At 65.7% G+C, this 24,205-nt stretch carries 25 protein-coding genes and 1 pseudogene; 20 read left to right on the forward strand and 6 right to left on the reverse strand.

Annotation, left to right across the window (positions count from 1 at the left end; all coding sequences use genetic code 11):
• Nucleotides 1-13: 13 nt before the first annotated feature.
• Entirely contained in the window at nt 14-1,381 is a 1,368-nt protein-coding gene (locus LPJ38_RS08385; protein WP_231088593.1) for an AAA family ATPase, read from the reverse strand.
• 123 nt (nt 1,382-1,504) lie between these two features.
• Here LPJ38_RS08385 and LPJ38_RS08390 point away from each other — a divergent pair, with 123 nt between their 5' ends.
• The 6 genes and pseudogenes from LPJ38_RS08390 (at nt 1,505) to LPJ38_RS08415 (ending at nt 8,377) form a co-directional block, all read left to right on the forward strand.
• Nucleotides 1,505-1,954 carry a MarR family winged helix-turn-helix transcriptional regulator gene (locus tag LPJ38_RS08390; RefSeq protein WP_145640411.1) on the forward strand — a complete coding sequence of 150 codons (450 nt, stop codon included), beginning with the start codon at nt 1,505-1,507 and terminating at the stop codon, nt 1,952-1,954.
• Nucleotides 1,951-2,721 carry an enoyl-CoA hydratase gene (locus LPJ38_RS08395; protein ID WP_145640409.1) on the forward strand — a complete coding sequence of 257 codons (771 nt, stop codon included), beginning with the start codon at nt 1,951-1,953 and terminating at the stop codon, nt 2,719-2,721. The genes LPJ38_RS08390 and LPJ38_RS08395 overlap by 4 nt, the downstream gene beginning before the upstream one ends.
• A 124-nt stretch (nt 2,722-2,845) precedes the next feature.
• A pseudogene (locus tag LPJ38_RS08400) lies at nt 2,846-4,926 on the forward strand (methyl-accepting chemotaxis protein).
• A 123-nt stretch (nt 4,927-5,049) separates the two neighbouring features.
• Complete coding sequence (locus tag LPJ38_RS08405) at nt 5,050-5,991, forward strand: dihydrodipicolinate synthase family protein (protein WP_145640406.1); 942 nt, start codon at nt 5,050-5,052, stop codon at nt 5,989-5,991.
• 314 nt (nt 5,992-6,305) lie between these two features.
• A complete protein-coding gene (locus LPJ38_RS08410) occupies nt 6,306-7,706 on the forward strand; it encodes a selenium-binding protein SBP56-related protein (RefSeq protein ID WP_145640404.1) in 1,401 nt (466 codons plus the stop codon).
• 83 nt (nt 7,707-7,789) lie between these two features.
• The gene (locus tag LPJ38_RS08415) at nt 7,790-8,377 is read left to right on the forward strand and encodes a hypothetical protein (RefSeq protein WP_145640513.1); all 588 of its coding nucleotides are present in this window, start codon (nt 7,790-7,792) and stop codon (nt 8,375-8,377) included.
• A gap of 9 nt (nt 8,378-8,386) precedes the next feature.
• Here LPJ38_RS08415 and LPJ38_RS08420 read toward each other — a convergent pair whose 3' ends face one another.
• From LPJ38_RS08420 to LPJ38_RS08430, 3 genes are read right to left on the reverse strand one after another with little or no spacing between them, the layout of a single operon-like run.
• Nucleotides 8,387-9,085, reverse strand: coding sequence for a DUF1045 domain-containing protein (locus LPJ38_RS08420; RefSeq protein ID WP_145640402.1), 699 nt, complete (start codon nt 9,083-9,085; stop codon nt 8,387-8,389).
• A gap of 18 nt (nt 9,086-9,103) precedes the next feature.
• Entirely contained in the window at nt 9,104-10,297 is a 1,194-nt protein-coding gene (locus LPJ38_RS08425; RefSeq protein WP_145640400.1) for an alpha-D-ribose 1-methylphosphonate 5-triphosphate diphosphatase, read from the reverse strand.
• On the reverse strand, nt 10,294-10,962 hold the full coding sequence (locus LPJ38_RS08430; protein WP_167520698.1) for a transferase hexapeptide repeat family protein: 669 nt from the start codon (nt 10,960-10,962) through the stop codon (nt 10,294-10,296). Before LPJ38_RS08430 ends, LPJ38_RS08425 begins: the two co-directional genes overlap by 4 nt.
• A 173-nt stretch (nt 10,963-11,135) precedes the next feature.
• On the opposite strand from LPJ38_RS08430, the gene phnC reads away from it, so the two are divergent.
• The 4 genes from phnC to phnE (LPJ38_RS08450) all read left to right on the forward strand — a co-directional run bounded on the left by phnC (nt 11,136) and on the right by phnE (LPJ38_RS08450) (nt 14,748).
• On the forward strand, nt 11,136-11,945 hold the full coding sequence (gene phnC / locus LPJ38_RS08435; RefSeq protein WP_145640398.1) for a phosphonate ABC transporter ATP-binding protein: 810 nt from the start codon (nt 11,136-11,138) through the stop codon (nt 11,943-11,945).
• Between the two features lie 65 nt (nt 11,946-12,010).
• A complete protein-coding gene (gene phnD / locus LPJ38_RS08440; protein WP_145640395.1) occupies nt 12,011-12,946 on the forward strand; it encodes a phosphonate ABC transporter substrate-binding protein in 936 nt (311 codons plus the stop codon).
• 75 nt (nt 12,947-13,021) lie between these two features.
• Complete coding sequence (gene phnE / locus LPJ38_RS08445; RefSeq protein WP_145640393.1) at nt 13,022-13,906, forward strand: phosphonate ABC transporter, permease protein PhnE; 885 nt, start codon at nt 13,022-13,024, stop codon at nt 13,904-13,906.
• A 26-nt stretch (nt 13,907-13,932) separates the two neighbouring features.
• The gene (gene phnE, locus LPJ38_RS08450; RefSeq protein WP_167520702.1) at nt 13,933-14,748 is read left to right on the forward strand and encodes a phosphonate ABC transporter, permease protein PhnE; all 816 of its coding nucleotides are present in this window, start codon (nt 13,933-13,935) and stop codon (nt 14,746-14,748) included.
• Between the two features lie 124 nt (nt 14,749-14,872).
• On the opposite strand, the gene phnF is transcribed toward phnE (LPJ38_RS08450), so the two are convergent.
• A complete protein-coding gene (gene phnF / locus LPJ38_RS08455) occupies nt 14,873-15,601 on the reverse strand; it encodes a phosphonate metabolism transcriptional regulator PhnF (RefSeq protein ID WP_145640389.1) in 729 nt (242 codons plus the stop codon).
• 107 nt (nt 15,602-15,708) lie between these two features.
• On the opposite strand from phnF, the gene phnG reads away from it, so the two are divergent.
• The 9 genes from phnG to LPJ38_RS08500 are packed head-to-tail and all read left to right on the forward strand — an operon-like array spanning nt 15,709 to nt 22,676.
• Nucleotides 15,709-16,173: a phosphonate C-P lyase system protein PhnG gene (gene phnG, locus LPJ38_RS08460; protein WP_167520697.1), complete on the forward strand. Its 465-nt coding sequence runs from the start codon at nt 15,709-15,711 to the stop codon at nt 16,171-16,173.
• A 4-nt stretch (nt 16,174-16,177) separates the two neighbouring features.
• Nucleotides 16,178-16,786 (forward strand): phosphonate C-P lyase system protein PhnH, encoded by a 609-nt coding sequence (gene phnH, locus LPJ38_RS08465; protein ID WP_167520696.1) that lies wholly within the window; start codon nt 16,178-16,180, stop codon nt 16,784-16,786.
• 3 nt (nt 16,787-16,789) lie between these two features.
• Nucleotides 16,790-17,893 carry a carbon-phosphorus lyase complex subunit gene (locus tag LPJ38_RS08470; protein ID WP_145640383.1) on the forward strand — a complete coding sequence of 368 codons (1,104 nt, stop codon included), beginning with the start codon at nt 16,790-16,792 and terminating at the stop codon, nt 17,891-17,893.
• Nucleotides 17,890-18,780, forward strand: a complete 891-nt coding sequence (locus LPJ38_RS08475; protein WP_145640381.1) for an alpha-D-ribose 1-methylphosphonate 5-phosphate C-P-lyase PhnJ — start codon at nt 17,890-17,892, stop codon at nt 18,778-18,780. The genes LPJ38_RS08470 and LPJ38_RS08475 overlap by 4 nt, the downstream gene beginning before the upstream one ends.
• Complete coding sequence (phnK, locus tag LPJ38_RS08480; RefSeq protein WP_145640379.1) at nt 18,773-19,564, forward strand: phosphonate C-P lyase system protein PhnK; 792 nt, start codon at nt 18,773-18,775, stop codon at nt 19,562-19,564. The genes LPJ38_RS08475 and phnK overlap by 8 nt, the downstream gene beginning before the upstream one ends.
• Nucleotides 19,565-19,586: 22 nt before the next feature.
• Nucleotides 19,587-20,285, forward strand: coding sequence for a phosphonate C-P lyase system protein PhnL (gene phnL / locus LPJ38_RS08485; RefSeq protein WP_167520695.1), 699 nt, complete (start codon nt 19,587-19,589; stop codon nt 20,283-20,285).
• Between the two features lie 5 nt (nt 20,286-20,290).
• A complete protein-coding gene (locus LPJ38_RS08490) occupies nt 20,291-21,448 on the forward strand; it encodes an alpha-D-ribose 1-methylphosphonate 5-triphosphate diphosphatase (protein WP_145640374.1) in 1,158 nt (385 codons plus the stop codon).
• On the forward strand, nt 21,445-22,041 hold the full coding sequence (gene phnN / locus LPJ38_RS08495) for a phosphonate metabolism protein/1,5-bisphosphokinase (PRPP-forming) PhnN (RefSeq protein WP_145640372.1): 597 nt from the start codon (nt 21,445-21,447) through the stop codon (nt 22,039-22,041). The genes LPJ38_RS08490 and phnN overlap by 4 nt, the downstream gene beginning before the upstream one ends.
• A gap of 23 nt (nt 22,042-22,064) precedes the next feature.
• Nucleotides 22,065-22,676: a pyridoxamine 5'-phosphate oxidase family protein gene (locus LPJ38_RS08500; RefSeq protein ID WP_145640370.1), complete on the forward strand. Its 612-nt coding sequence runs from the start codon at nt 22,065-22,067 to the stop codon at nt 22,674-22,676.
• A 155-nt stretch (nt 22,677-22,831) separates the two neighbouring features.
• On the opposite strand, the gene LPJ38_RS08505 is transcribed toward LPJ38_RS08500, so the two are convergent.
• On the reverse strand, nt 22,832-23,563 hold the full coding sequence (locus LPJ38_RS08505; protein WP_145640368.1) for an SDR family NAD(P)-dependent oxidoreductase: 732 nt from the start codon (nt 23,561-23,563) through the stop codon (nt 22,832-22,834).
• A gap of 390 nt (nt 23,564-23,953) precedes the next feature.
• Between LPJ38_RS08505 and LPJ38_RS08510 the strand changes: the two genes are divergently transcribed.
• Entirely contained in the window at nt 23,954-24,187 is a 234-nt protein-coding gene (locus tag LPJ38_RS08510) for a hypothetical protein (RefSeq protein ID WP_145640366.1), read from the forward strand.
• Nucleotides 24,188-24,205 lie beyond the last annotated feature (18 nt).

The following is a 24,205-nucleotide window of genomic DNA, read 5'->3' on the forward strand; positions in this document are numbered from 1 at the left end:
ATGACGGCGAACGTTACCCCGCTGCCATCGCCTGCGCCCCGCCGAGCAGGCGCGCATTCAGCCGGCCGCCGGAGAACAGCATGTCGTCGAGGGCTTCGTCGATGTCGGCCGAGACGGTCGAGTTGCCGCCGTCGCGCGCCAGGCTGGCTTGCGCCAGCCGCCGCATCAATTCCTTGATGAAGGCGCAGCTTGTCCCCTCGCTGCGGCGGGCAGCTTCGATGACGATCGCGTCGTCGAGCGGCAATTCCTTGCCATAGAGGCGCACCAGCTTGCTGCGGCCACTCTCGTCCGGGAGCGGCACTTCGATGGCCTGGTCGATGCGGCCGGGGCGACCGGCCAGGGCAGCTTCCAGGTCCTGCGGCCTATTGGTGGTGAGAACGAAAAGGATGTCGGCATCCTGCTTCAGTCCGTCCATCTCGTTGAGCAGCCTGTTGAGCAGGGGTTCTTCGCATGGCCCCATGTTGCGGCGGTCGCGCGCGATCAGGTCGACGTCCTCGATCACCACCATCGCAGGCTGCAGCAGCCGCGCCAGGCCCATATAGGCGCTGAGCAGGCCGATCTGCTCGGCCGTGATAATCAGGGTCGTATGTCCAGGCAGATGTGTTGCGAGATAGCGGATCGTATGGGTCTTACCTGTGCCGGGCGGTCCATAAAGCAGGATGCCCTTGCGCGTTGATTGCCCGAGCCGCCGCAATTGATCGCGCGTGTTGACGAAATTCAGCACGTTGCGATCGAGCAGCTGCAGAGTCCGCTCCGGCAGGATTACCTCGTCGCGCCCGACGGTCGGCAGCCGATGCACATTGATGCCGCGGGATTCGCCGCGGTAGTTGGAAGACTCCTCGAGCGACAGGATCTTGCCGCGATAGGTGCGCGCGGACTGCACGGCGTCTTCGAGCGCGCCGAAGCAGCGCTGCACCACGGCCGCCCCCGCGCTTCCCGCGGACACCATGATTTCGATCCGTATGCCGGGCTCGCGACGGGATTCCCGATTGGCGCAGAGCAGTACCGCATGGCGCAAACCGTCTTGCTCGCAGAGCCACAAACCATTGTCGAGGCACCGGGACGGATTGCCCTCGCCGATATCGACGTCGGAATATTGCAGCGGCGCGATCGGCACGGCGCTTCGATCGTCGCGGAGCAGGCGCGCAAACGACAGCGCGTCATAGCTTTCCTCGGCAAGTCCGAGCAAGTCGATGTGCGCTCCCAGCAGCTTGTCGAGCGCGGCCTGGACGTCCACCCGCATATGGCCGGGAAACTGCCGGGTGGTGGTCACGAGCTTACTGAGCGGGAAGCCTTCGAAGTACGCGTCCAGAACTCCGAAGGCATAGGCATGCTCACCCTCCGTTTCGTGCTCCTGGTCCTGCTCTTCCGCTTGCGCCAATCTCTCCACCAGGGTGTGCCTCTTTGTCTGCAACTAAAACGGGTACAGAACAAATAAGGAACACACGCGTGCGATGACGTCAAGCCCTTTGACAAGGAAACCGGCAGCAGCTATCTATTTCGCATGCGAAATAATAACGCCGGCGCGCGGCATCATCGGCTGATCTACCTGCTGAGCGTCGCACACCGCCGGCTGCAGCGCTGGATGGCGACGCGGCCCGAGAGCGAGGTGACGCCGGCGCAGGCCGGTCTGTTGTTCATCCTCGGCCGGCAAGACGGTGTATTGATGGGCGAGGCGGGCGCGGCTCTGGATCTTGGGCCGGCCGGCATTTCCGGCCTGGTCGATCGCACCGAGTTGGCGAAACTGATAGAGCGGCGGGCCGACCGTGAGGACGGACGCGCCTGGCGGATCTGGCTGACGCCGAAGGGACGCACCGCGCTGGCTCAGGCGAAGGCCGGCGCGGCGGAGGTCAATGCGGCGCTGACGGAAGGATTCACGGCCGCCGAGATCGACATCGTCGCGCGCTGGCTGACGAGCATTCAGGACAAGTTTCCAAGAGGAGCAGAGCAATGACCGACCACGTCCGGATCGAGAACAACGGTGGAATTCTCACCCTCACGCTGGCGCGCCCCGACAAGAAGAACGCGCTGACGGATGCGATGTACGGCAAGCTCGCCGACGCCATCGAATCCGCCGAGTTCGATCCATCGGCCCGCGTGATCCTGATCCGCGGCGAGGGCGACATGTTCACCGCGGGCAACGACGTTGGTGAATTCGCGGCCGTCGCAGCCGGAAAATCGGAAGGCAGCCGCAACGTCGTGCGCTTCATCCAGTCGCTGGCGCGTTGCACCCGGCCGCTGGTTGCGGCGGTGCAGGGCCGCGCGGTCGGCGTCGGCACCACCATGCTGCTGCATTGCGATCTCGTCGTGCTCGCGGATAACGCGCAACTGTCGACGCCCTTCGTCAGCCTCGCGCTGGTGCCGGAAGCGGCGTCCAGCCTGTTGATGCCGGCGCGCATCGGCTATGCCCGCGCCTATGAGATGTTCGCGCTCGGCGAGACCGTTGCCGCCAAATCGGCGCTGGAGTGGGGCATCGCCAACCGCGTGGTGCCGCTCGACAGGCTCGACGGCGAGGCGCTGGCACTCGCGCAGCGCCTCGCCCGCCAGCCGGCCGGCGCGCTCACGGCCACCAAGAAGCTGATGCGAAACGGTGAGGCACTTGTCGCGCAGATGCAGGCCGAAGGCGAGCAGTTCGCGCAGCGCCTGCGCACCGCGGAAGCACGCGAGGCTTTCACCGCCTTTGCCGAGCGCCGGCCGCCGGATTTCACCAGGGTTGCGTGAGGGAACACAGCCCTGCGGGAGGGGCGCAGCGGCGCAACCGCAGGTATTTGATTAAAGTCTTAACCAAACCTTGGCATGTCGCGGTGCAGGGTGGCCTCCTCGTGACGAGTAGGCCGCCCCACCCATGGCATTGTTTAAGAAATCGGTAAGCACGCTTCTCCTCGTCCTGATGGCCCTGCTGGCGGTCGGTGCGCTGACCAGCACGGCGATCCAGATGTTCGGGGCGTTCGGCCGCTACAGCGACAGCCTGGAGACCGAGCGGCTGGCGAACGCCGACAAGGCGATCTTCCAGGGCGTGCTGTCCTTGCGCAACAATCGCGGCGATGCCCAGAGCGCGCTGCTCGGCGAGGACGATCCGCGCGCCAAGCTCGGCACCGCCGAGAAGTCGGAGCAGGCCGGCTTCGACGCCATCATGGCCGCGCTCGCCACCGTCGAATTTGCCCGCCGCGACGAGCTCGCAAGCACGCTGAAGCAGCGCTGGAGCGAGGCCGCGCCGAAGTTCCAGCTGTTCTACGACGAGGCCAAGCTGCCGCGCGCCGAGCGCAAGGTCGAGCGCACCGCACCCTGGTACGATGCGGTCACCAAGGTGATCGAGACCGCCAATCTCGCGTCCACCGCGGTGTCGAACCGTGCCTGGATGAACGATCCCTACATCGCCCGCATGATTCAGGCGCGCCGCCTCGCCTGGCAGGTGCGTGATCGCTACGGCATCCAGTGCTCGACATTGCGCTCGAACGTCAACAGCTCGAAGCCGCTCGACGACGCACAAAAGCAGACCGTCGCCGGCTGGAACGGTATCGTCACCGCCGGCTGGACCGGCATGGAGGAGCTGCTGGCCGCGCCCGACGTGACGCCTGACCTCGTCAACACGGCCAAGGAGGCACGCGCCAAGACTGACGGCGTCGTCAAGCAGATTGGTGATATCACCAAAAATCTCGACGGCAGCGGCCGGCCGGCGATGCCGGCCTCGGAATGGAACGCGCTGTGCCAATCGCCGTTTGCGTCCATCGTCGCGGTCGCACACAAGGCGCTCGACCTGTCGATCGCGCGCGCGGAGACGGTTCAGGAGAAAGCCCTCACCAATCTCATCGTGCAATCGTTCGCGTTCGTGCTGGCGCTGGCCGTGACCCTGGCCGGTGTCTACGTGGTGCGCAACCGCCTCATGCGCCCGGTGCGCGCCATCCTCGATGCCATCGCCCGCATCAGCGCACGCGACTATGCGACGCCGGTGCCGCAATCCCGTCATCCCGACGAGTTCGGCACCATGGCTGCCGCGCTGGAAAGCCTGCGCGAGAGCGCGGCGACCGCGGAACGCCTGGGCCAGGAACGCGAATCGCAGCAGGCGCTGCAGCTCGCCCGCTCCGGCACGGTCGATGCGGCCTGCCGCAGCTTCGACGATACGGTGCAGGCCGTCATCCACAGCGTTGCGGCGTCCACGCGGGAGCTCGATGCCACCGCAACCAACGTGCGCTCGCTGGTCGCGGAATCCAGCAGCCAGACTGCGGCGGTCTCCTCGGCGGCCGAGCAGGCCACCAACAATCTCGAGACCATCGCCGCCGCGACGGAGGAGCTCTCCGCATCCGTCGGCGAGATCTCCGCGCAGGTGCAGTCGAGCGCGCGCGAGGCCCGCGAGGCCGTCGCGCAGGCCGAGCAGACCAACGCGACCGTCGAGATTCTCGACCAGACCGCAAGCCGCATCGGCGAGGTCGTCAAGATGATCAATGCCATCGCCGCCCAGACCAATCTCCTGGCTCTGAATGCCACGATCGAGGCGGCGCGCGCGGGCGAAGCCGGCCGCGGCTTCGCCGTGGTCGCCGGCGAGGTCAAGAGTCTCGCGGCGCAGACCGCGACCGCGACGGAGGAGATCTCGCGCCAGGTCGCGGAGATCCAGGGCGCCACCGGCCAGGCCGTGGCGGCCATCCGCTCGATCGGCGGTGCCATCAGCGGCATCGACGAGAAGATGACCGCGATTGCCGCCGCGGTCGAAGAGCAGCGCGCGGCCACCACCGAGATCTCGCGCAACTTCCAGCAGGCGGCCCAGGGCACCCGCGAGGTCACCGACACCATCGGCAGCGTCGCCAGCCTCAACCAGGAAACCGGCAACGCCGGCACGGTGCTGTCGGACTCCGTCAGGAAGATGTCGGCCGACGCCGATCGTCTCCGCGTCGCGTCGAGGGCTTCCTGGGCGCGGTGAAGACCGCGTAGCCTCGATTGCACCTCCGTCCAGATGTAATGTGATCGGCATTGCCGCCGGTCGGCGTGGCGAGTACATCTGTCCGCAGCGCGCGTGAGCGCTTGCTGTAGACGTAACATGGGATGGAGAGTTCGATGCCGGTCACGCCACAACACAAGGCCCAGCGCCCCTATCGCGGTGTGTTCCCGGTCGCGCCCACCATCTTCGACGAGCGCGGCGAGCTCGACCTCGAGGGCCAGCGCCGCTGCATCGATTTCATGATCGACGCCGGCTCGCACGGCCTCTGCATCCTCGCCAATTTCTCCGAGCAGTTCGTCCTCACCGACGCCGAGCGCGAGACCGTGATGCATGCGGTGCTGGAACACGTCGCCGGCCGGGTTCCCGTGATCGTCACCACCACGCATTTCAGCTCGTCCGTCTGCGCCGCGCGCAGCAAGCAGGCCGAGGCGGCGGGCGCCGCCATGGTGATGGTGATGCCGCCCTATCACGGCGCGACCTTCCGCGTGCCCGAGAAGGGCATCATCGAGTTCTTCAAGGTGCTCTCCGGCGCGATCGACATCCCCATCATGATCCAGGACGCGCCGGTCGCCGGCACGCCGCTCTCGGTCGAGCTGCTGGCGCGGTTGTCGCGCGATTTCTCCAACATCCGCTATTTCAAGATCGAGGTGCCCGGCGCGGCTTCGAAGCTGCGCAGCCTGATCGAGGCGGGGGGCAAGGACATCGAGGGGCCCTGGGACGGCGAGGAGGCGATTACGCTCTTGGCCGATCTTGATGCCGGTGCCACCGGCGCGATGACCGGCGGCGGCTATCCCGACGGCATCCGCCAGATCATCGATCCCTATTTCGCCGGCAAGCGCGAGGAGGCCAAAGCCGCCTATGAGCGCTGGCTGCCGCTGATCAATTACGAGAACCGTCAATGCGGCCTGATCGCCTGCAAGGTCATGATGCAGGCCGGCGGCGTGATCAGATCGGACGCAGTGCGCCACCCACTGCAGCCGCTGCATCCGGCGACGCGCGCGGGCCTGTTGGAGCTCGCCAAGGAGCGCGACGCCCTGGCGCTGCGGTGGGGGAAGTAGGCGAAGCGACGAAGCAATCCAGACTGTCTAGGAGGAGAAGACCTGGATTGCTTCGCTTCGCTCGCAATGACGGAACTAGTTGAGCCGATCTCCCTCCACAACGTCGTCCCGGCAAGCGAGGCGGCGACGGCGCCAATTTGGGCTGAAGCGCCGAGTCGGCGCGATTCAGCCAGTTTCCCCCGGCCCGGCGATCAAGTATCGTAAGCTCGCCAACCAAGCCGCGGAGCAGTCTCAAGACATCGCCCAACACCTCTTCATTATGCCGTTATCCCGAGCCAGGTTGGCGCGAACCGACAGAACAGGGAGGCAGTGCCATGACGATGAGGCCGGATCCCACGTTCCACGCATCGCCCAGGCTTGCGATGGAAGCACCTGCGGAGAACTTTGCCTACACTTTGCTGCTCAGCCCGGATTTCTCGAAGCCCGATGCTCTCGCGGTCATCGACGTCAAGCCGGGATCGCCGACCTACAGCCAGATCGTCCACACCGTGACGATGCCCAACAAGGGCGACGAATTTCATCACTTCGGCTGGAATGCCTGCTCCTCCGCTCTGTCGCCGCTCACCGGCCACGCCTTCATCGAGCGGCGCTATCTCATCATCCCCGGGCTGCGCTCGTCGCGGATCTACATCATCGACACCAAGCCCGATCCGACCCAAGCCAAGATTCACAAGATCATCGAGCCCGATGAAGTCTTCAAGAAGACCGGCTACTCGCGGCCGCACACGATCCATTGCGGGCCGGACGGCATTTACGTCAGCACGCTGGGCGGCGGCGGCAAGGACGGCACCAGCGGACCTCCAGGCGTTTTCATCATGGATTGCGAGACGTTTGAAGTTCTTGGACGATGGGAGATCGACCGCGGTCCGCAGACGCTGCATTATGACTTCTGGTGGAACCTGCCGCGCGACTACATGGTGACGAGCGAGTGGGCGTTGCCGCCGCAGTTCGAGAACGGGATCGTCCCTGAGGATCTGCTCGCGAACAAATATGGCCACCGTCTCCACTTCTGGGATCTTCGCGCCCGTCGCAACGTCCAGACCATCGACCTCGGCGCAAATCATCAAATGGCGCTGGAAGTACGACCGGCGCATGATCCGGTTCGCGAATACGGCTTCGTTGGTGTCGTGGTCGACACCACCAACCTCGAGGCGTCGATCTGGACGTGGTGGCGCGAAGGCGGAAAATTCCATGCCGAGAAGACGGCGACGATCCCGCCCGAGCCCGCGCCAAAGGAGAAGCTCCCGCCGCTGCTGCAGGGTTTTGGCGCGGTGCCGCCGCTGGTGACCGACATCGACCTGTCGATGGATGACCGGTTCCTCTATGTCTCGTGCTGGGGCACGGGTGAAATGCGCCAGTATGACGTCAGCGATCCCAGAAAGCCGAGGCTTGCGGGCTCGGTCCATATCGGCGGCATCGCGCGCCGCACGGCGCATCCAAACGGCAAGGCCTTTGCGGCCGGTCCGCAGATGGTCGAGATCAGCCGCGACGGCCGGCGCGTTTACTGGACCAATTCGCTCTATTCCACCTGGGATGACCAGTTCTATCCCGACGGGGTTCCGGGCGTTGAGGTCATGGCCAATGCGGGTCGCGACGGCGGTCTCGAACTCGCCAAGGATTATTTCGTAAGTTTCCCCGACGGATATCGTGCGCACCAGATCAGGCTCGAGGGCGGCGATTGTTCGACGGACTCTTTTTGCTACCCGTCGGTCTAGATTGGGGGCAGGCGAGCCCGGCGATTGGCTGGCTCTGGCTGGCGCTTGTTGCGAGCGGTCTCTACCACGGGATCAATCCGGGGATGGGATGGCCGCTCGCCGTTTCGGCCGGGCTCATGGACAAGAGTCCACGCGCGCTCTTCCGCGCGTTGTGGGCCCTGTCGGCCGGCCATCTCCTGGCAACGCTTCTCGTGCTGCTGCCATTCGCGTTCCTGCTCGTGCTGGCCGAGTGGCAGCGTTCGCTCCAGATCAGTGCAAGCCTTCTCGTCATCGGCTTCGGCGTCTATCGGTTGGTCGCGCGGCGCCATCCGCGCGCGCTGGCACGAATTCCGCCGACGCAATTGGCGCTCTGGTCATTTGCCGTTGCCATTGCACATGGCGCCGCCTTGATGCTCGTGCCGATCTATCTCGGACTCTGCCAGGCCTTCGAGCTCGATGCCGGCCATCAGGCCGCGGGCGCGCTGATGAAGGCAAGCTTGGGGATGGTGGTGCTGGTGTCCCTGGTGCACGTGATCGCCATGGTCGGCGCCGGCGGATGTCTGGCGTGGCAGGTCTACCGACATCTGGGATTGAAGTTCGTCTCGCGAAGCTGGTTCAATCTGGATGCTGTCTGGGCGACCAGCCTCATTATGGTCGGCGCGGTCGCGCTCGCCTTCAATGCTGCGAGCTGACAGGGAAGCCTACCGCGTCAATGCCCACTCGCCGATGATGCGGAAGCGCGCCTTGGCATCGTCCTGCCTGAACAGCGCGATGCGGTCGATCGTCAGCGCATCAAGCTTCAGCGCCGCAAACCGCTTCCGCAGCATCTCCAGAACCGGCCCGCGTCGCTCGGCATCCAGCCGCCCCGTCAGCGTCATGTGGAAGCGGAATTCCTCCATCACGTAAGGGTAGCCCCAGCGGTCGAGATGGTCGTGTTGCCGCTCGCTCAGCTTCTCAGGTCTCCGCCGCGCGCGATCCTCTGCCGTGAGCGGGGCGCGGAAGGAATCGAAAGCGCGGACACAATCGGCGGCGAGCTGTTGCAGCGTATTGGTCGGCTCGGCCGGAATGACGGCAATGAAGCCGCTGATGGAATCGACGATCGGCCGGATCGTCGGGATAGGCCGCGGCGTCCCGGCGAAGGCCGCGCAAGCCACCGCGAGCCCGGCCTCCGTCTGGCCTGGCGCGAGCGCCATCGGTGCCTTCAACGTGGCGTGGAAGCCGTATTTACGGGGATCGGCGGTGATGTCGCGCCAATCCGGCGCGATATCCAGTGCCTGACGCGGAAACGGCAGCTCGTCGCCGGCGTAGGCATCATAGCCGAGCAGCTCGGCGCCGTAGCGGGAGAGGGCGCTGTCAGAGCCGGCGGCAAAATAGATCGCGTAGCGGGGAAAGCCTGTCATCGCCTCAGCATAACCAATTCAAGCCGCGACGACAGCCTCGCGTGGCGCCGCCATTGCTGCGAGCAGCCGCGTCGCATCGGTGAGGTGCACGAGCTTGCCGCCCGAGATCACCGCGATGAGCCGTGGCCGCAGCGCCACGCTGTCGTCGACCAGCAGGATGTCGGCGCGGCGTCCCTCGGCGAGCACACCGCGATCGGTCAGGCCGGTGGCACGCGCGGGGCCGGCGGAGACCAGGTCCCAGGCTTCCGTCAACGCCAGCACGCCGTCGGCGGCGAGGCGGAATGCGGCGAGCAGCTGTGCAGGATAGTAATAGTCCGACGCCAGCACCGAGCAGAGGCCCTTGGCGATCATGTCCGACGCCTTGGTCCAGCCGGTGTGGCTGCCGCCGCGCACGACGTTCGGCGCGCCGTAGACGATGGCATCGCCGTGGCTTGCGGCTGCACGCGCCGTCTCCTCATTGATCGGAAACTCGGCGATCAATGCACCGAGCTCGCGAAACTCCTGACGCATCGCCGGCGTCGCATCGTCGTGCGAGAGCATCCGCACCCCTGAGGCGCGAGCCGTCGCGGCCAGTCGCGCCACCGAGGCCGGCACGTCGTCAGCGCGCGAGACCACGCGTTCGACCAGCCGGTCGAAATCCTCGCTCGAAAGGCCGGTCCGCTCCACCATGCGGTTGCGCTTGCGGGGCTTGGCCATGTCGGCGACGGTGCCGTCCATGTGGTCGTTGAAGGCGAACAGGTCGACGCGGCCTTCGGCGAGCCACTGGCTGATCTCGGGCTCCGCATCGAGATTGTAGGTCTCGTGGCGCAGGTGGAAGCGGGTGTCGGCGGCGAATTGCGGGCGCTGCCGCTCGATCGCTTCCATCAGGCCGCGCGCATTGTCGGCGCTGCGCAGGCCCGGCTCCCACGAGCAGGTCGTGGCGTGAAACACGGTGGTGATGCCGTTGCTGATCGCCTGACGGTCACTGTCGGCGAGCGCGACGTCGATCGGAAAGTCGACGCCGGCGCGTGGCATCATCTGGCGCTCGAAGGCGTCGCCATGCAGATCGACGATGCCGGGGAGCACGAGCAGGTTGCGCGCATCGATCGCCAGCCGCGAACGGCCGCGTGAGCCATCGATCTCTGCAATGTCCGTTCCGGACACGAGGAGTGAGGTTTCGACGAGCTCGGTGCCGATCAGAGCCCGGCCGCCTTCGAGGAATATCTCTGTCACGCGACCGCGCTTCGTTTGCTGGGAGAACCGGGGAAGGAGCTCGCCTGTGCTTCGTATGTCGCAAGGAAATCTTCAATCCCGAGCTTGCGGAAATCGGGCAGCGCTTTGCGCAATTTGTCGTGATCCCAGTCCCACCAAGCCAGCTTCGCGAGCCGTCCGGAAATCTCCTCCGAGAACCGCCGCCGCAGAATGCGGGCCGGATTGCCGGCGACGATGCTGTAGGCCGGCACGTCCTTGGTGACGATGGCGCCGGCCGCGATCACCGCGCCGGTGCCGATGTTGCGGCCTGGCAGCACGATCGCGCCGTGACCGATCCAGACGTCATGGCCGATATGGACGTGATGCCGGCGCCGCCAGGCGAAGAATTCGGCGTCGTCGCTCTCGCCCTCGAAATAGGCGCTGGATCGGTAGGTGAAGTGCGCCTGTGTCGCGCGGTGCATCGGATGATTGCCGGGGTTGATGCGTGTCATCGCCGCGATCGAGCAGAATTTTCCGATGGTGGTGTAGGTGATCTGCGCATCGTTGACGACATAGGAGTAATCACCCATCGCCACTTCATGCAGGATCGTGCGCGCGCCGACCTCGGTATAGGCACCGAGCCTCGTCTCGTGCAGTGTGGCCGAAGGGTCGACGGTCGGCTGAACCGAAAGAGCTTTGACGGCCATGTCGTATCCGAAGCGGGAGAGCGGGCGTTTCTCTTCGAGTGGCTTGATGACGATGTCATGACAAGGCGATGACAGTGGACGAGCTGTGCAGGATCGCCGCACCGCAATGCGGATGTCACACAAGTGTCAAGCGCCGGCGTTAGCGGTGGGTCCCAGCTACTCTGGAGCCCTGCATGCTGGTGGTTGAAGGTCTGACGTGCCGCTTCGGCGCAAAAGCCGCGGTGGACGACGCTTCGTTTCAAATCTCTCCTGGCGCTTTCGTCGGCGTGATAGGACGTTCCGGTGCCGGCAAATCGACGCTGCTCCGGGCCGTCAACCGTCTGGTGACGCCGACGCAGGGCAAGATCCTGTTCGACGGCCTCGACGTCACCGCGCTGCGCGGCAAGGAGCTGCGCCAGTGGCGGGCGCGTTCGGCGATGATCTTCCAGCAGTTCAACCTGGTCGGCCGGCTCGATGTGCTGACCAATGTCCTGATGGGGCGCCTCGCCACGATGCCGGCCTGGCGCTCGCTCTCGCAAATCTGGCCGGAGCAGGACAAGGCGCTGGCGATGTCCGCGCTGGAGCAGTTCGACATCGCGACGCTCGCCGCGCAGCGCGCCGACCAGCTCTCCGGCGGCCAGCAACAGCGCGTCGCGATCGCCCGTGCCCTGGTGCAGCAGCCCGACATCATCCTCGCCGACGAGCCGATCGCCTCGCTCGATCCGCGCAACACCAAGATCGTGATGGATGCGCTGCTGCGCATCAACAAGCATTTCGGCATCACGGTGCTCTGTAACCTGCATTCGCTCGATCTCGCGCGCAGCTATTGCGATCGCCTGATCGGCATGGCCGCGGGCCGCGTGGTGTTCGACGGCGCACCGGCCGCCCTGACTGACCGCGTCGCGCGCGAGCTCTACGATCTCGAAGCCGCCGACGTCATGGGCGGCGCGCCTGTCCCGGCGCCTGAGGGTGTTCCGGCACTTGGAACGGCTGCGGCTGCCTGAGCCGCGCCTGTTGTGTTGCAAGTCTTTTGCGTCAACCGACCCCAAACGATGATGAAGAGGGTATCATGATCACTCGCAGATTAGTCCTCGCCGGCGCCGCTGCGCTCGCTTTCACGGCCTCCGCTTCCGCGAACGACTGGAAGGCCAAATATCCCGAGCTGACCTTCGCGGTTGTTCCGGCCGAGAACGCCTCCGGCGTCACCGAGCGCTGGGCGCCGTTCGTCAGCTATCTCTCCAAGGAACTGGGCGTAAAGGTCACGCTGCGCATTGCCAACGACTACGCCGCCGTCATCGAAGGCCAGCGCGCTGGCAACATCCAGATCGCGAGCTACGGCTCGGCCTCGTTCGCCCGCGCCCGCCTGACCGGCGTCAAGACCGACGCCTTCGCCAACGACATCAACGCCGACGGCTCGACCGGTTATTACTCGGTGTTCTTCGTCAAGGCAGGCAGCGCCTACAAGAAGATCGACGACCTCAAGGGCAAGAACCTCGGCCTCGTCGACCCGAACTCGACCTCGGGCAACAACGTGCCGCGCTTCGAGCTCGACAAATTGGGCATCCACGACGCCGACACCTATTTCAGCAAGGTCGTCTTCACCGGCAGCCACGAGAACGCGATGCTGGCCCTGGCGCAGGGCACGGTCGACGTCGCCGCCAACCAATGGACCAGCGACAACGATTCCACGCTGGCGCAGATGCTGACCAAGGGCATGCTGAAGAATGCCGACGGCTCGCCGATGAAGAAGGACGATTTCCGCATCGTCCACAAATCGGCGCCGATCATCAACGGACCCTATGCCTATAATTCCGACCTGCCCGATGACGCCAAAGCTGCCATCGCCAAAGCGTTCTTCGATGCGCCGGCCAAGGACAAGGCCGCGTTCGACCGTCTCTCCGACGGCCAGAAGAAGGGCTTTCATGCCGCCACGACCAAGGACTGGGACGGCACGATCGAGCTGATCAAGTTCGTCGACGCGCTACGCAAGAAGAAGGCGTCCTGATCTCAGGACGATGCAACTGGAGCCGGGTCGATGGACCCGGCTCTTTCTCTTTTTTACGGGCCAGTTCCTGACAAGATGACCGTCGCGGTTTCGATCCTTCCCGAGCAGCAGCTCGCCGTGCTCAACGCGGCCTATCGTCAGGCGGTCGCGCGCAGGCGATGGCGCCTCTTTCTGGGAACAGTGGTCTTTGCCGCGGCGCTCCTTCTCGCCGCGGTCGGCGCCGAGGTGAATCTGCGCACGCTGTTCACCTATTTCGGCAATTTCGTCAGCTATTTCGACCGCATCCTCACGCTCGACAGCGGCCAGCGCGTCTGGACCGATGTCGGCGAGTGGCTGTGGGGCTGGCGCAAATGGCTGAAGATGCTCGCCGAGACGCTGCTGATCTCCTATGTCGGCACGCTGATCGGCGCCACCTTCGCCTTCGTCCTGAACTTCTTCGCGGCCGAGAACACCTCGCCCGCGCCCTGGCTGCGCTTCGTCGTGCGGCGCCTGCTCGAATTCGCCCGCACCGTTCCCGGCATCGTCTTCGCGCTCGTCTTCGTCATCGCCTTCGGGCTCGGTCCGATGGCGGGCGTGCTCGCGATCGCCATCCACTCCACCGGCGCGCTCGGCAAGTTGTTCTCGGAGATCGTCGAGAATGCCGACATGAAGCCGGTCGAGGGCATCCGCTCCACCGGCGCGAGCTGGCTCTCCTGCATGCGCTTCGCCGTCGTGCCGCAGGTGACTGCGGGCTATGCCAGTTATGCGCTGCTGCGCTTCGAGATCAATGTCCGCGAGGCCTCGGTGATGGGCTTCGTCGGTGCCGGCGGCATCGGCCAGGAGCTCGTCGTCGCGATCCGCAAATTCTACTACTCCGACGTCAGCGCGATCCTGCTCACCATCATCGTCACCGTCTTCGTCATCGACATCACCACCGGCTGGCTGCGCGGCCGCCTGTTCGGCAAGGAGGCGCGGGCGTGACGAAGCAGGAGATCGACACGCGAGAGATGCGTGCGCGCTACCCTGATGTGTTCGACCGGCCCGCCTCGGCGCGGCTGGCGACGCCTGCGATGATCGTGGCGGCGTTCGCGATTCTCATCTACGGCCTCGTCGATCTCGACTTCTCGCCGTCACGCTTCTTCGCCGGTCTCAGCCAGCTTGGCTGGATCGGCCTGATGATGATCCCGCCGGATCCCGGCTCCTCGCTGCCGGTCTATCTGAAGGCGCTGGGCGAGACGCTGTCGATCGCGCTGCTCGGCACCACGCTTGCGGCCATCTTCGCGCTCCCCGTCAGTCTGCTCGCCGCGCGCAACGTGGTGGCGTCGAACATCCTGCGCTTCCCGGTCCGCCGTGTCCTCGATTCGATCCGCGGCGTCGACACGCTGATCTGGGCGCTGGTCTGGATCAACGTGGTCGGGCTCGGCCCGTTCGCCGGCGTGCTCGCCATCGCGGTCGCGGATTTCGGCGCGTTCGGCAAGCTGTTCTCGGAAGCGATCGAAGGCGCCGACCAGAAGCAGGTCGAAGGCATCCGCGCCTCCGGCGGCAGCGCGCTGCACGAGATCCGCTTCGGCCTTTTGCCGCAGGTCCTGCCCGTGATCGCAGGCCAGGTGCTCTATTTCATCGAATCCAACACCCGCTCGGCCACCATCATCGGCATCGTCGGTGCTGGCGGCATCGGCCTGCAGCTCGCCGAGCAGATCCGCGTGCTGGAATGGCAGAAGGTATCGTTCCTGATCCTGATGATCCTGGTCGCGGTCGCCGCGATCGATTTCATCTCGGGCAAGCTGCGCTTTGCGATCATCGGGCGGCGCGCGGTGGCGTGATCGACGGTGCCGTAGGGTGGGCAAAGCGCAGCGTGCCCACCACTTTGCGATCGACAATGATCGTGGGCACGGCGCTGTCGCGCCTTTGCCCACCCTGCGGCTCCGGTGTCGTGGATAGAATCCCCTACGACTCCACGAGAAATTCCACCCGCTCCGCCGCGAAGCGCGAGTGCTTGGTCACCAGTGGCTTGCCGTCGAGATCGTGGTCGGTCGCATCGACCACGAGGATCGGGCGGCCCAGCGCGAGATCCAGCCGTGCGGCGTCGGTCGCGTCGACGATGCCGGCGGTGATCCGGGTCGCGCCGCGGCGGTAGTCGCGGACACCATAATGTTCGAGCAGCTTGGTCATGGAGCGCGTCGCGGCGAACACGGCGCCCGCGTCAGGAAACCGCTCCGCTGACAACCAGGTGGTGGAGACGCAGATCGGGGTGCGGTCGGCGAGGCGGATCGCCTCGATCCGTAGCAAAGGCGCGCCGGATTTCAAGCCGAGTTCCCGCGCGAGTTCGCGCGTCGCGACATCGTCGGTCGCCTCGATCAGCCGGCCATGCGGTTCGCGTCCCTCCGCGCCGACGATCTCGGAGAAGCGCGTGCGCGAGCGCAGCGGATAGGCGAGCTTCTGGGCCTCGACATAGGTCCCGCTGCCACGCTCGGCCCGCACCAGGCCGCGCTCGGCCAGCGCCGCCAGCGCGCGCCGCACGGTGTGGCGGTTCACGCGATAGGTTTCCGCGATCTCCACTTCGCCCGGCAGCTTGTCCCCGGCGGCGAAGCGGCCGTCGGCGATGCCGCGCTCGATGCCGTCGGCGACGAGGCGCCACAACGCCACGCCCGACGATGCAGTGTCTTGCATGCTCATATCGCTGGTCAGCCTAGCCCGAAAATCACGGCTTTGTCACGAAACAGTCATGGCGCTCCCGTATGAAGTTGTCTAGTATCATAGACAACTTGAACGCGGCAAGTTCGGTGAATCAGGTGACCCTGCACAACAATCAACAAGCCCAGCGCAAGGCCGCGATGGCCGTGCTGGCGCACGCGGAGGCGGGCGAGATCGCCGCCCGCCTCCGCAACTTGGCCCTGCCGGAGCATCAGGATCTGCGGACGCCCGAAAGCGGTCTCGTCATGCTGCGCGGCCGAATCGGCGGCGACGGTGCGCCGTTCAACCTCGGTGAAGCCACCGTGTCGCGTGCTGCGGTGCGGCTTGCCAGCGGCGAGGTCGGCTTCGGCTACACGCTCGGCCGCGACGGTGAAAAGGCGCGGCTGATCGCGCTTTGCGACGCGCTGGTGCAATCCGGTGATTTCGGCGCCGTCGTCGAGCGCGACGTAATCGCGCCGTTGCGCGAGCAGCTTATGATTCGCCGTGAACAGGCCGCGGCCGAGACCGCCGCGACCAAGGTTGATTTCTACACCATGGTGCGCGGTGAGGGGTGAGATCATGACCACGATTGCGGAACTGCCGCCGGGTTTCGCCGACAAGGTGTTGTCGGCGCAGTCGACCTTTCGCTCGGTGATGGACGCGATGGCGCGGCCGGGTTCGGTCCAGCGCATCGTGCCGATGGCGGGAGCGCCCGCGGCGATGATGCGCGGCGCCGCCGCGATCGCGCTGACGCTGTTCGATCACGACACGCCGCTCTGGCTCGATGCGCGCATGGCGGAAAGCGCCGAATTGGTGAAATGGCTCAAGTTCCACACCGGTGCACCGGTGGTGCAGGACACCTCGATCGCGAGCTTCGCGCTGATCAGTGACGGCGCGGCGCTGCCGCCGCTCGAGCGTTTCGCGCTCGGCACCAACGAATATCCGGATCGCTCGACCACGTTGATCCTGCAGGTCGACCGTCTGGATTCCGGTCGCAGCTTCGAGCTGCGCGGCCCCGGCATCGACGGTGTCGCGACGCTGCAGGGGTCGATCAAGCCGTTCGATCTGTTCGAGCGCCTGCGCTTCAACGAAGCGCTGTTTCCGCGCGGCATCGACCTGGTGCTGGTCGCCGATGATGCGGTGGTCGCGATTCCCCGCACCACGCGCGTCGCGAGCAAGGGAAGCTGAACCATGTATGTCGCAGTCAAGGGTGGCGAGCGCGCCATCGAGAACGCTCATCGCCTGCTCGCGCATGCGCGGCGCGGCGACCAAAGCGTTCCGGAATTAACGCTCGACCAGATCTCGGAGCAACTCGGCCTTGCCGTCGATCGCGTCATGAGCGAAGGCTCGCTCTATGACCGCGAGCTTGCTTCGCTCGCGATCAAACAGGCGCGCGGCGATCTGATCGAGGCGATCTTCCTGGTCCGCGCCTTCCGCGCCACGCTGCCGCGCTTCGGCGCCAGCGAGCCGGTCGACACCGGCGCGATGCGGGTGCAGCGGCGGGTGTCCTCGACCTTCAAGGACATCCCCGGCGGCCAGATCCTCGGGCCGACCTTCGACTATACCCACCGCCTGCTCGATCCCTCGCTCGCGGAAGGTTTTGTGCCAGAGGTGCCGGCGACAGCCGAAGCCTCGACCGCGGCCACGCCGCGCGTGACTGATATTCTCGGTCGCGACGGGCTGATCGAATCATCGCCGGAGGCCGAGGACGGCGCCAGCGTTGGCGATCTCACCCGCGAGCCGCTGAATTTTCCAGCGGATCGCGACCTGCGCCTGCAGAACCTCGCGCGCGGCGACGAGGGCTTCCTGCTGGCGATGGGCTATTCCACCCAGCGCGGCTATGGCCGCAACCATCCATTCGCCGGTGAGATCCGGTTCGGCGAGGTCGAGGTCGAATTCTTCGCGGAAGACGTCGGCTTCGCCGTCCCGCTCGGTTCGATCGAGCTCACCGAGTGCCAGATGGTCAACCAGTTCAAGGGCTCGGCGACCGAAGCGCCGTGCTTCACCCGCGGCTATGGCCTCGCCTTCGGCCAGAGCGAGCGCAAGACCATGTCGATGGCGCTGGTCGACCGCGCGTTGCGTGCCCGCGAGCTCGGTGAAGAGACGCTCGCTCCCGCGCAGGATGAAGAATTCGTGATGTCCCATTCGGACAACGTCCAGGCGACCGGCTTCGTCGAGCATCTCAAGCTGCCGCATTATGTCGACTTCCAGTCCGAGCTGGGTCTTCTGCGCAAGCTGCGGAAGGAATTTGCCGAAGCCAATACGCCCGATGCCATGAAGGAGGCCGCGGAATGAACGCGCCCGCCTATAATTTCGCTTATCTCGACGAGCAGACCAAGCGGATGATCCGCCGCGCGATCCTGAAAGCGATCGCGATCCCCGGCTATCAGGTGCCGTTCGCCAGCCGCGAGATGCCGATGCCCTATGGCTGGGGCACCGGCGGCGTGCAGGTCACGGCCGCGATCCTCGGTCTTGACGATGTGCTGAAGGTGATCGACCAGGGCTCCGACGACACCACCAATGCGATCTCGATCCGCAAGTTCTTTGCGAAAACCGCCGGCGTTGCCACGACCACGTCGACCCATGATGCGACCGTGATCCAGACCCGCCACCGCATTCCCGAGGCGGAGCTGAACGCGAATCAGGTGCTGGTCTATCAGGTGCCGATCCCCGAGCCCTTGCGCTTCCTCGAGCCGCGCGAGACCGAGACGCGGCGCATGCATGCGCTGGCCGAATACGGGCTGATGCATGTGAAGCTCTATGAGGACATCGCGCGGTTCGGTCATATCGCGACCGCCTATGCCTATCCGGTCAAGGTCAACGCGCGCTACGTGATGGACCCGTCACCCACGCCGAAATTCGACAATCCCAAGATGGACAATTGCGCGGCGCTGCAACTCTTCGGCGCCGGCCGCGAGAAGCGCATCTATGCGATCCCGCCTTACACGCAGGTGGTGTCGCTCGATTTCGAGGATCATCCGTTCGAGCCCTACCGCTTCAACGCGCCTTGCGCGCTGTGCGGGGCGGAGAACTCCTATCTCGACGAGATCGTCACCGACGACAAGGGCGGCCGCATGTTCGTCTGTTCCGACACCGATTATTGCGAGGGCCGCCAGGCCGCAGGCCATCACGGCAGCCTCAGCGCCGCGCCGTACAAGGAGAAGGCGGGCTCCCATGGTTGATACGCTTGAGAATGATCAGCCGCTTCTGATCGCGGAGAAGCTCAGCAAGTCCTTCGGCCGCATCGCGGCGTGTCGCGACGTGTCGTTCTCGCTCTATCCCGGCGAGGTGCTGGCCATCGTCGGCGAGTCCGGATCGGGCAAGTCGACGCTGCTGCAGATGCTGTCGGGCCAGCTCGCAGCCAGCGCCGGCCATGTGTCCTACCGGATGCGCGACGGCATCACCCGCGATCTCGCCACGCTGGGCGAGGCGGAGCGGCGCTTTTTGTTCCGCACCGACTGGGGCTATGTGCACCAGGATCCTGCCCAGGGCCTGCGCATGGCGGTCTCGGCCGGCGCCAATGTCGGCGAGCGGCTGATGGCGGTCGGCTGGAATCACTATGGCCGCATCCGCGATACCGCGTCGGACTGGTTGACCCGTGTCGAGATCGACACAGCTCGCATCGACGACGCGCCGCGGACCTATTCCGGCGGCATGCGTCAGCGGCTCCAGATCGCGCGCAACCTCGTCACCGAGCCTCGCCTGGTGTTCATGGACGAGCCGACCGGCGGGCTCGACGTCTCGGTGCAGGCCCGCCTGCTCGATCTCCTGCGCAGCCTGGTCGCCGAGCTGCACCTCGCCGTCATCATCGTCACCCACGACCTCGCGGTCGCGCGTCTGTTGTCGCACCGCGTGATGGTGATGAAGGGCGGCCGCGTCGTCGAGACCGGCCTCACCGATCAGGTTCTCGACGATCCCCGCGAGCCCTATACCCAGCTCCTCGTCTCCTCGATCCTGCCGCCATGAACTTTCCCAGATGAGTGTTCCGATGACTGCCATGATCGACGTCACCGATGCCCGAAAGGCCTTCACGATGCACCTGCAGGGCGGCATCGAGCTGCCCGTCGTCAGCGGCGTGACCTTTCACGTCAATCCGGGTGAATGCGTCGTGCTGTCGGGCCCGTCGGGCGCCGGCAAATCGTCGATCCTGAAGATGATCTTCGGCAATTACCGCTGTGACTCGGGGCGCATCGGCATCCGTCATCGCGGCGCGGTGATCGATCTCGCCAGCGCCGAGCCGCGGCAGGTCCTCAACGTCCGCCGCTCCACCATCGGCTATGTCAGCCAGTTCCTGCGGGCGGTGCCGCGGGTTGCTACGATCGATGTCGTGGCCGAGCCGCTGATCGTAAATGGCATGTCGCGGGCCGATGCGCAGGTCCGCGCCGGCGAGCTGCTGCATCGTCTCAACATCCCCGAGCGCCTCTGGCAGCTGCCTCCCGCGACCTTCTCCGGCGGCGAGCAGCAGCGTGTCAACATCGCGCGGGGCTTCATCTCCGACCTCCCCATCCTGCTGCTGGACGAGCCGACCGCTTCGCTGGATGCCGCCAACCGCGCCGTCGTGGTCGAGCTCGTCGCTGAAAAGAAACGCCGGGGCGTCGCCATGGTTGCCATTGTCCATGACGACGAAATCCGTCATCTGATTGCCGACCGCATCGTCGACGTCACCAGCTTCGCCGCGGCGGCCTGAGGAAAATGGACATGAACGCCAAGGATACCGTCATCGCCAATGCCAGGATCGTGCTCGCCGACCAGGTGATCGAGCAGGGCTGGCTCGCGCTCGTCGATGGCCGCATCGCCGAGATCGGCGAGGGCAGGGCGCCCGCCGGCGCCGAGAATGCCGGCGGCGATCTGATCATGCCCGGCCTGATCGAGCTCCACACCGATCATCTCGAAGCGCACTACGTGCCGCGGCCGAAAGTGTTCTGGAATCCGGTCGCGGCCGTCATCTCCTATGACGGCCAGCTCGCCACCTCGGGCATCACCACGGTATTCGATTCGCTCCGGGTCTGGCGCGAGGACGGCGCCGAGGAAGTCGACGGCCGCTCCGGCGTGCTTGCCGCCGCGATCACGACCGCGCGCGACGCCAATTTGCTGCGCGCCGATCACTTCCTGCATCTGCGCTGCGAGATCCCGATGCCGAGCGTGGTCGAGGAGGCCAAGGAGCTGATCGACCGTCCCGACGTCAAGCTGATGTCGCTGATGGATCACACGCCCGGCCAACGCCAGTTCCGCGACGAGGTGAAGCTGCGCGACTATTATCGCGGCAAGGGCGGCGGCAAGACCGACGCAGAGCTCGACGAGCTGTTCGCCAAGCGCTTCGAGTACCAGAAGCAATATGCCGCGACCAACATGCGCGAGATCGTGGCGCTGGCGCAGGCCTACAAGATCCCGCTCGCGAGCCACGACGACACCACCGAGGAGAACGTCGCGGACGCCGTGCGCGACGGCGTCGCGGTGGCGGAATTCCCGACCACGCTGGAAGCCGCGCGCGGCCTGCACCAGGCCGGCATCGACATCTTGATGGGCGCGCCCAACGTCGTGCGCGGCGGTTCGCATTCCGGCAACATCGCCGCGGTCGATCTCGCCCGCGAAGGCCTGCTCGACATCCTGTCGTCCGATTACATCCCGTCGAGCCTGTTGATGGGCGCGCTGCAGCTGCCCGAGCACGTGCCCGCGATCAGTCTTCCGGCTGCGATCCGCACCGTGACCAAGGCGCCTGCCGATGCCGTCGGCCTCACCGACCGAGGTGAGATCGCAATCGGCAAGCGCGCCGATCTGATCCGCGTGCACGTGGCCGGCAGCGTGCCCGTGGTCCGCAGCGTCTGGCGCGAAGGACACCGCGTCGCATGAGCGAGATCGTCGCCACGGCGCAGGATGCAGCAGGCGGGATCGGTTCCGGCCGGCTCGTGCTCGTGGTCGGCCCCAGCGGCGCCGGCAAGGACACGCTGCTGCGGCTGGCGCGGGCGGCGTGCGTCGATGACCACGACATCGTCTTTCCGCGCCGGATCGTCACGCGGGAAGCCTCCGCCGACGAGGACAACGTCGCGGTGACGCCCCAAGAATTCCGCCGCGCGCGGGAGCACGGCGATTTCGCCATGCATTGGAAAGCACACGGGCATTCCTACGCCTTGCCGGCCGAGATCAACGACGATATCCGCGCCGGACGCACGGTCGTGGTCAACGTTTCGCGCACCGTGCTTGGTGCACTGCGCCAGGCCTATGCCAACGTCGTCGTCGTCGCGATCACCGCGCCGCCGGATGTGCTGGCAGCGCGGCTTGCCGCGCGGGGGCGCAAGAGCGACGGCGACATTGCCGAGCGTCTCACCCGCAGCGTCGACGACGCCTCGGCGCGTGCCGATGTCACCATCCTCAATGCGGGCAGCGCGGAGTATCACGGTCGCCAGCTGCTGCGTGTGATCAGGAACGAAGGCTGGCACGAATAGCCGGCACGGCCAGGGAGAACGGAATGTCGGTGATCGAAACGGTCGAGCAGCTCGAAGCCATTTACGCTGCCACCAATGACGCCTCGACCGTGAAAGTCGCCGACCATGTCACGCCGCTCTACCGCGTCTTCATCGAGAAGGCGCCATTTGCTGCGCTTGCGACCATCGGTCCCGAAGGCATCGATTGCTCGCCGCGCGGCGACCTGCCCGGCTTCGTCCGCATCCATGATCGCAAGACCTTGATGCTGCCGGACCGCCGCGGCAACAACCGGGTCGATTCCTTGCGCAACATCGTGCGTGATCCCCGGGTGTCGCTGATGTTCCTGATTCCCGGCTCCGGCAACGCCGTCCGCGCCAATGGCCGCGCGCATCTGTCGATCGATCCGGAGCTGCTGGCCTCGTTCAAGGTCGAAGATAAGGCGCCGCGCAGCGTCATGGTGATGCATGTGGACGAGATCTACTTCCAATGCGCCCGCGCCATCGTCCGCTCCGACCTCTGGAATCCCGACAAGCGCGTCGATCCGAAGACGCTGCCGACGCCCGGCCAGATCCTCGCCGAGATGAGCGACAACAAGGTTGGCGGCGCGGAGTACGACCGCATCTGGCCGGAACGAGCGGCCGCGACGATGTGGTGAAGTCCCATAGTTGCCAAATGATCGTCATGTCCGGGCGTGTCCCGCCTGCGCGGCCGAAGCCGCTTCGGCGAGGCGAAGGCCCGGGCATCCACGTTCTTCGCACCACCTGAAAGGCGTGGATGGCCGGGACAAGCCTGGCCATGACGGTGTACCCTCTAATTAAACGCCATCCCGCCGCTCAGCGCGACGGTCTGCCCGGTCATGTAGGCGTTGTCGACCAGCAGCATCACGGCCTTCGCCACCTCGTCCGCCGTGCCGAAGCGGCCGAGCGGGATGCGGCTTACGAGCTGCGTCTGTCCGCTCATCATGTCGGTCTCGATCAGCGACGGCGCCACGGCGTTGACGGTGATGCCGTCCTTCACCAGCCGCGCCGCATAGCCCCGCGTGAGGCCCTCCAGACCGGCCTTGGACGCATTGTAGTGCGGTCCGATCGAGCCGGCGCCACGCGCCGCGCCCGAGGAGATGTTGACGATGCGGCCCCATTTCCGCGCGCGCATCGCCGGCAGCACCGCCTGCGTGCACAGGAAGGCGGACTTCAGATTGACCAGGATGGTCCGGTCGAAATCGTCCTCGGTAAGATCGTCGACCCCGCGCGTGATGGCAATGCCGGCATTGTTGATGAGGATGTCGATCGGCCCGAGTCCGGCCGTGACGCGCTCGACCATGCCGGCCACGGCCTCGCGCCGCGAGACGTCGGCGGCAACGACGATGGCGCGGCCGCCTTGCTTGCCGATGTCGCCTGCCAGCTGCTCGGCCTGTCCGATCTGCTCGCGGCAGTTGATCGCCACGGCCGCGCCGACCTCGGCCAGCGCGCGGCAGACGGCTGCGCCGATCCCGCGCGAGCCGCCGGTCACGAGCGCAGTGCGTCCTTTCAGATCGTTCGCCATCTCTGGACCTCCCGGTTCTTCTGTTCTGTGGCTGCTGAAACGTATCACGCCAGCCGCGCGCACGCGTTGAACTCATCGCGAGATGAATCCGGCTGCCGGTGCTTGCCGCGGGAGAAACGCTCAAGCGCCCTCACGGCAAATATGGATAGCCATTTCATTGACCAACCAGGCCGATCGCACGATATTCGCAGGCCACGAAACTGCTCCTCGAGCCCGCCGCGATATGAGAACCGATCACCAGCGCAATCAGAACGACATGCATGCCTGCATGACGCGGCGCTGCTTCTCGGCGGCAACGGGCGCCTGTTGTTGTTGCTGACCGCTTCCTAACAGCTCCCAACATCGCACGATCCAAGTCAGGAACGCCGAAATTCCGGCGAATGAGCAGTCATGTCCCAAGCACAGCATCAAGCCCAATCGAACGCCTACATCATCGAGATCCACGACCGCGCCGCCGGCATCGTCACGCGAGATGCGCGCGGCTTCCGCTTCTTCTCCTCCGAGCGTCTGTTCGACAGCCTCGAAGGCCGCCAGTTCAGCTCGGCGCGCGAGGCCGAGCGCGCCGCTCGTGCGGTGTTCTCTGAGCGGAGCCGTCGCGCGAGCTCGCAACTTTTCGCCAACTAATCCCAACGAAAGGACCGC

Origin of the sequence: Bradyrhizobium daqingense, from assembly GCF_021044685.1 — a bacterium.
Lineage (GTDB): Bacteria > Pseudomonadota > Alphaproteobacteria > Rhizobiales > Xanthobacteraceae > Bradyrhizobium > Bradyrhizobium daqingense.

What these genes read in the sequence shown, in the direction of transcription:
- LPJ38_RS08410 (WP_145640404.1), top strand. Translation starts at nt 6,306, where the DNA reads ATGACGATGAGGCCGGATCCCACGTTCCACGCATCGCCCAGGCTTGCG.
- LPJ38_RS08505 (WP_145640368.1), bottom strand. Translation starts at nt 23,563, where the DNA reads ATGGCGAACGATCTGAAAGGACGCACTGCGCTCGTGACCGGCGGCTCG.
- phnD (WP_145640395.1), top strand. Translation starts at nt 12,011, where the DNA reads ATGATCACTCGCAGATTAGTCCTCGCCGGCGCCGCTGCGCTCGCTTTC.
- phnN (WP_145640372.1), top strand. Translation starts at nt 21,445, where the DNA reads ATGAGCGAGATCGTCGCCACGGCGCAGGATGCAGCAGGCGGGATCGGT.
- LPJ38_RS08500 (WP_145640370.1), top strand. Translation starts at nt 22,065, where the DNA reads ATGTCGGTGATCGAAACGGTCGAGCAGCTCGAAGCCATTTACGCTGCC.
- phnE (WP_167520702.1), top strand. Translation starts at nt 13,933, where the DNA reads ATGCGTGCGCGCTACCCTGATGTGTTCGACCGGCCCGCCTCGGCGCGG.
- phnF (WP_145640389.1), bottom strand. Translation starts at nt 15,601, where the DNA reads ATGAGCATGCAAGACACTGCATCGTCGGGCGTGGCGTTGTGGCGCCTC.
- LPJ38_RS08470 (WP_145640383.1), top strand. Translation starts at nt 16,790, where the DNA reads ATGTATGTCGCAGTCAAGGGTGGCGAGCGCGCCATCGAGAACGCTCAT.
- LPJ38_RS08490 (WP_145640374.1), top strand. Translation starts at nt 20,291, where the DNA reads ATGGACATGAACGCCAAGGATACCGTCATCGCCAATGCCAGGATCGTG.
- LPJ38_RS08405 (WP_145640406.1), top strand. Translation starts at nt 5,050, where the DNA reads ATGCCGGTCACGCCACAACACAAGGCCCAGCGCCCCTATCGCGGTGTG.
- phnE (WP_145640393.1), top strand. Translation starts at nt 13,022, where the DNA reads ATGACCGTCGCGGTTTCGATCCTTCCCGAGCAGCAGCTCGCCGTGCTC.
- phnC (WP_145640398.1), top strand. Translation starts at nt 11,136, where the DNA reads ATGCTGGTGGTTGAAGGTCTGACGTGCCGCTTCGGCGCAAAAGCCGCG.
- LPJ38_RS08475 (WP_145640381.1), top strand. Translation starts at nt 17,890, where the DNA reads ATGAACGCGCCCGCCTATAATTTCGCTTATCTCGACGAGCAGACCAAG.
- phnH (WP_167520696.1), top strand. Translation starts at nt 16,178, where the DNA reads ATGACCACGATTGCGGAACTGCCGCCGGGTTTCGCCGACAAGGTGTTG.
- LPJ38_RS08390 (WP_145640411.1), top strand. Translation starts at nt 1,505, where the DNA reads ATGCGAAATAATAACGCCGGCGCGCGGCATCATCGGCTGATCTACCTG.
- phnL (WP_167520695.1), top strand. Translation starts at nt 19,587, where the DNA reads ATGACTGCCATGATCGACGTCACCGATGCCCGAAAGGCCTTCACGATG.
- LPJ38_RS08510 (WP_145640366.1), top strand. Translation starts at nt 23,954, where the DNA reads ATGTCCCAAGCACAGCATCAAGCCCAATCGAACGCCTACATCATCGAG.
- LPJ38_RS08415 (WP_145640513.1), top strand. Translation starts at nt 7,790, where the DNA reads ATGGGATGGCCGCTCGCCGTTTCGGCCGGGCTCATGGACAAGAGTCCA.
- LPJ38_RS08395 (WP_145640409.1), top strand. Translation starts at nt 1,951, where the DNA reads ATGACCGACCACGTCCGGATCGAGAACAACGGTGGAATTCTCACCCTC.
- LPJ38_RS08420 (WP_145640402.1), bottom strand. Translation starts at nt 9,085, where the DNA reads ATGACAGGCTTTCCCCGCTACGCGATCTATTTTGCCGCCGGCTCTGAC.
- LPJ38_RS08430 (WP_167520698.1), bottom strand. Translation starts at nt 10,962, where the DNA reads ATGGCCGTCAAAGCTCTTTCGGTTCAGCCGACCGTCGACCCTTCGGCC.
- phnK (WP_145640379.1), top strand. Translation starts at nt 18,773, where the DNA reads ATGGTTGATACGCTTGAGAATGATCAGCCGCTTCTGATCGCGGAGAAG.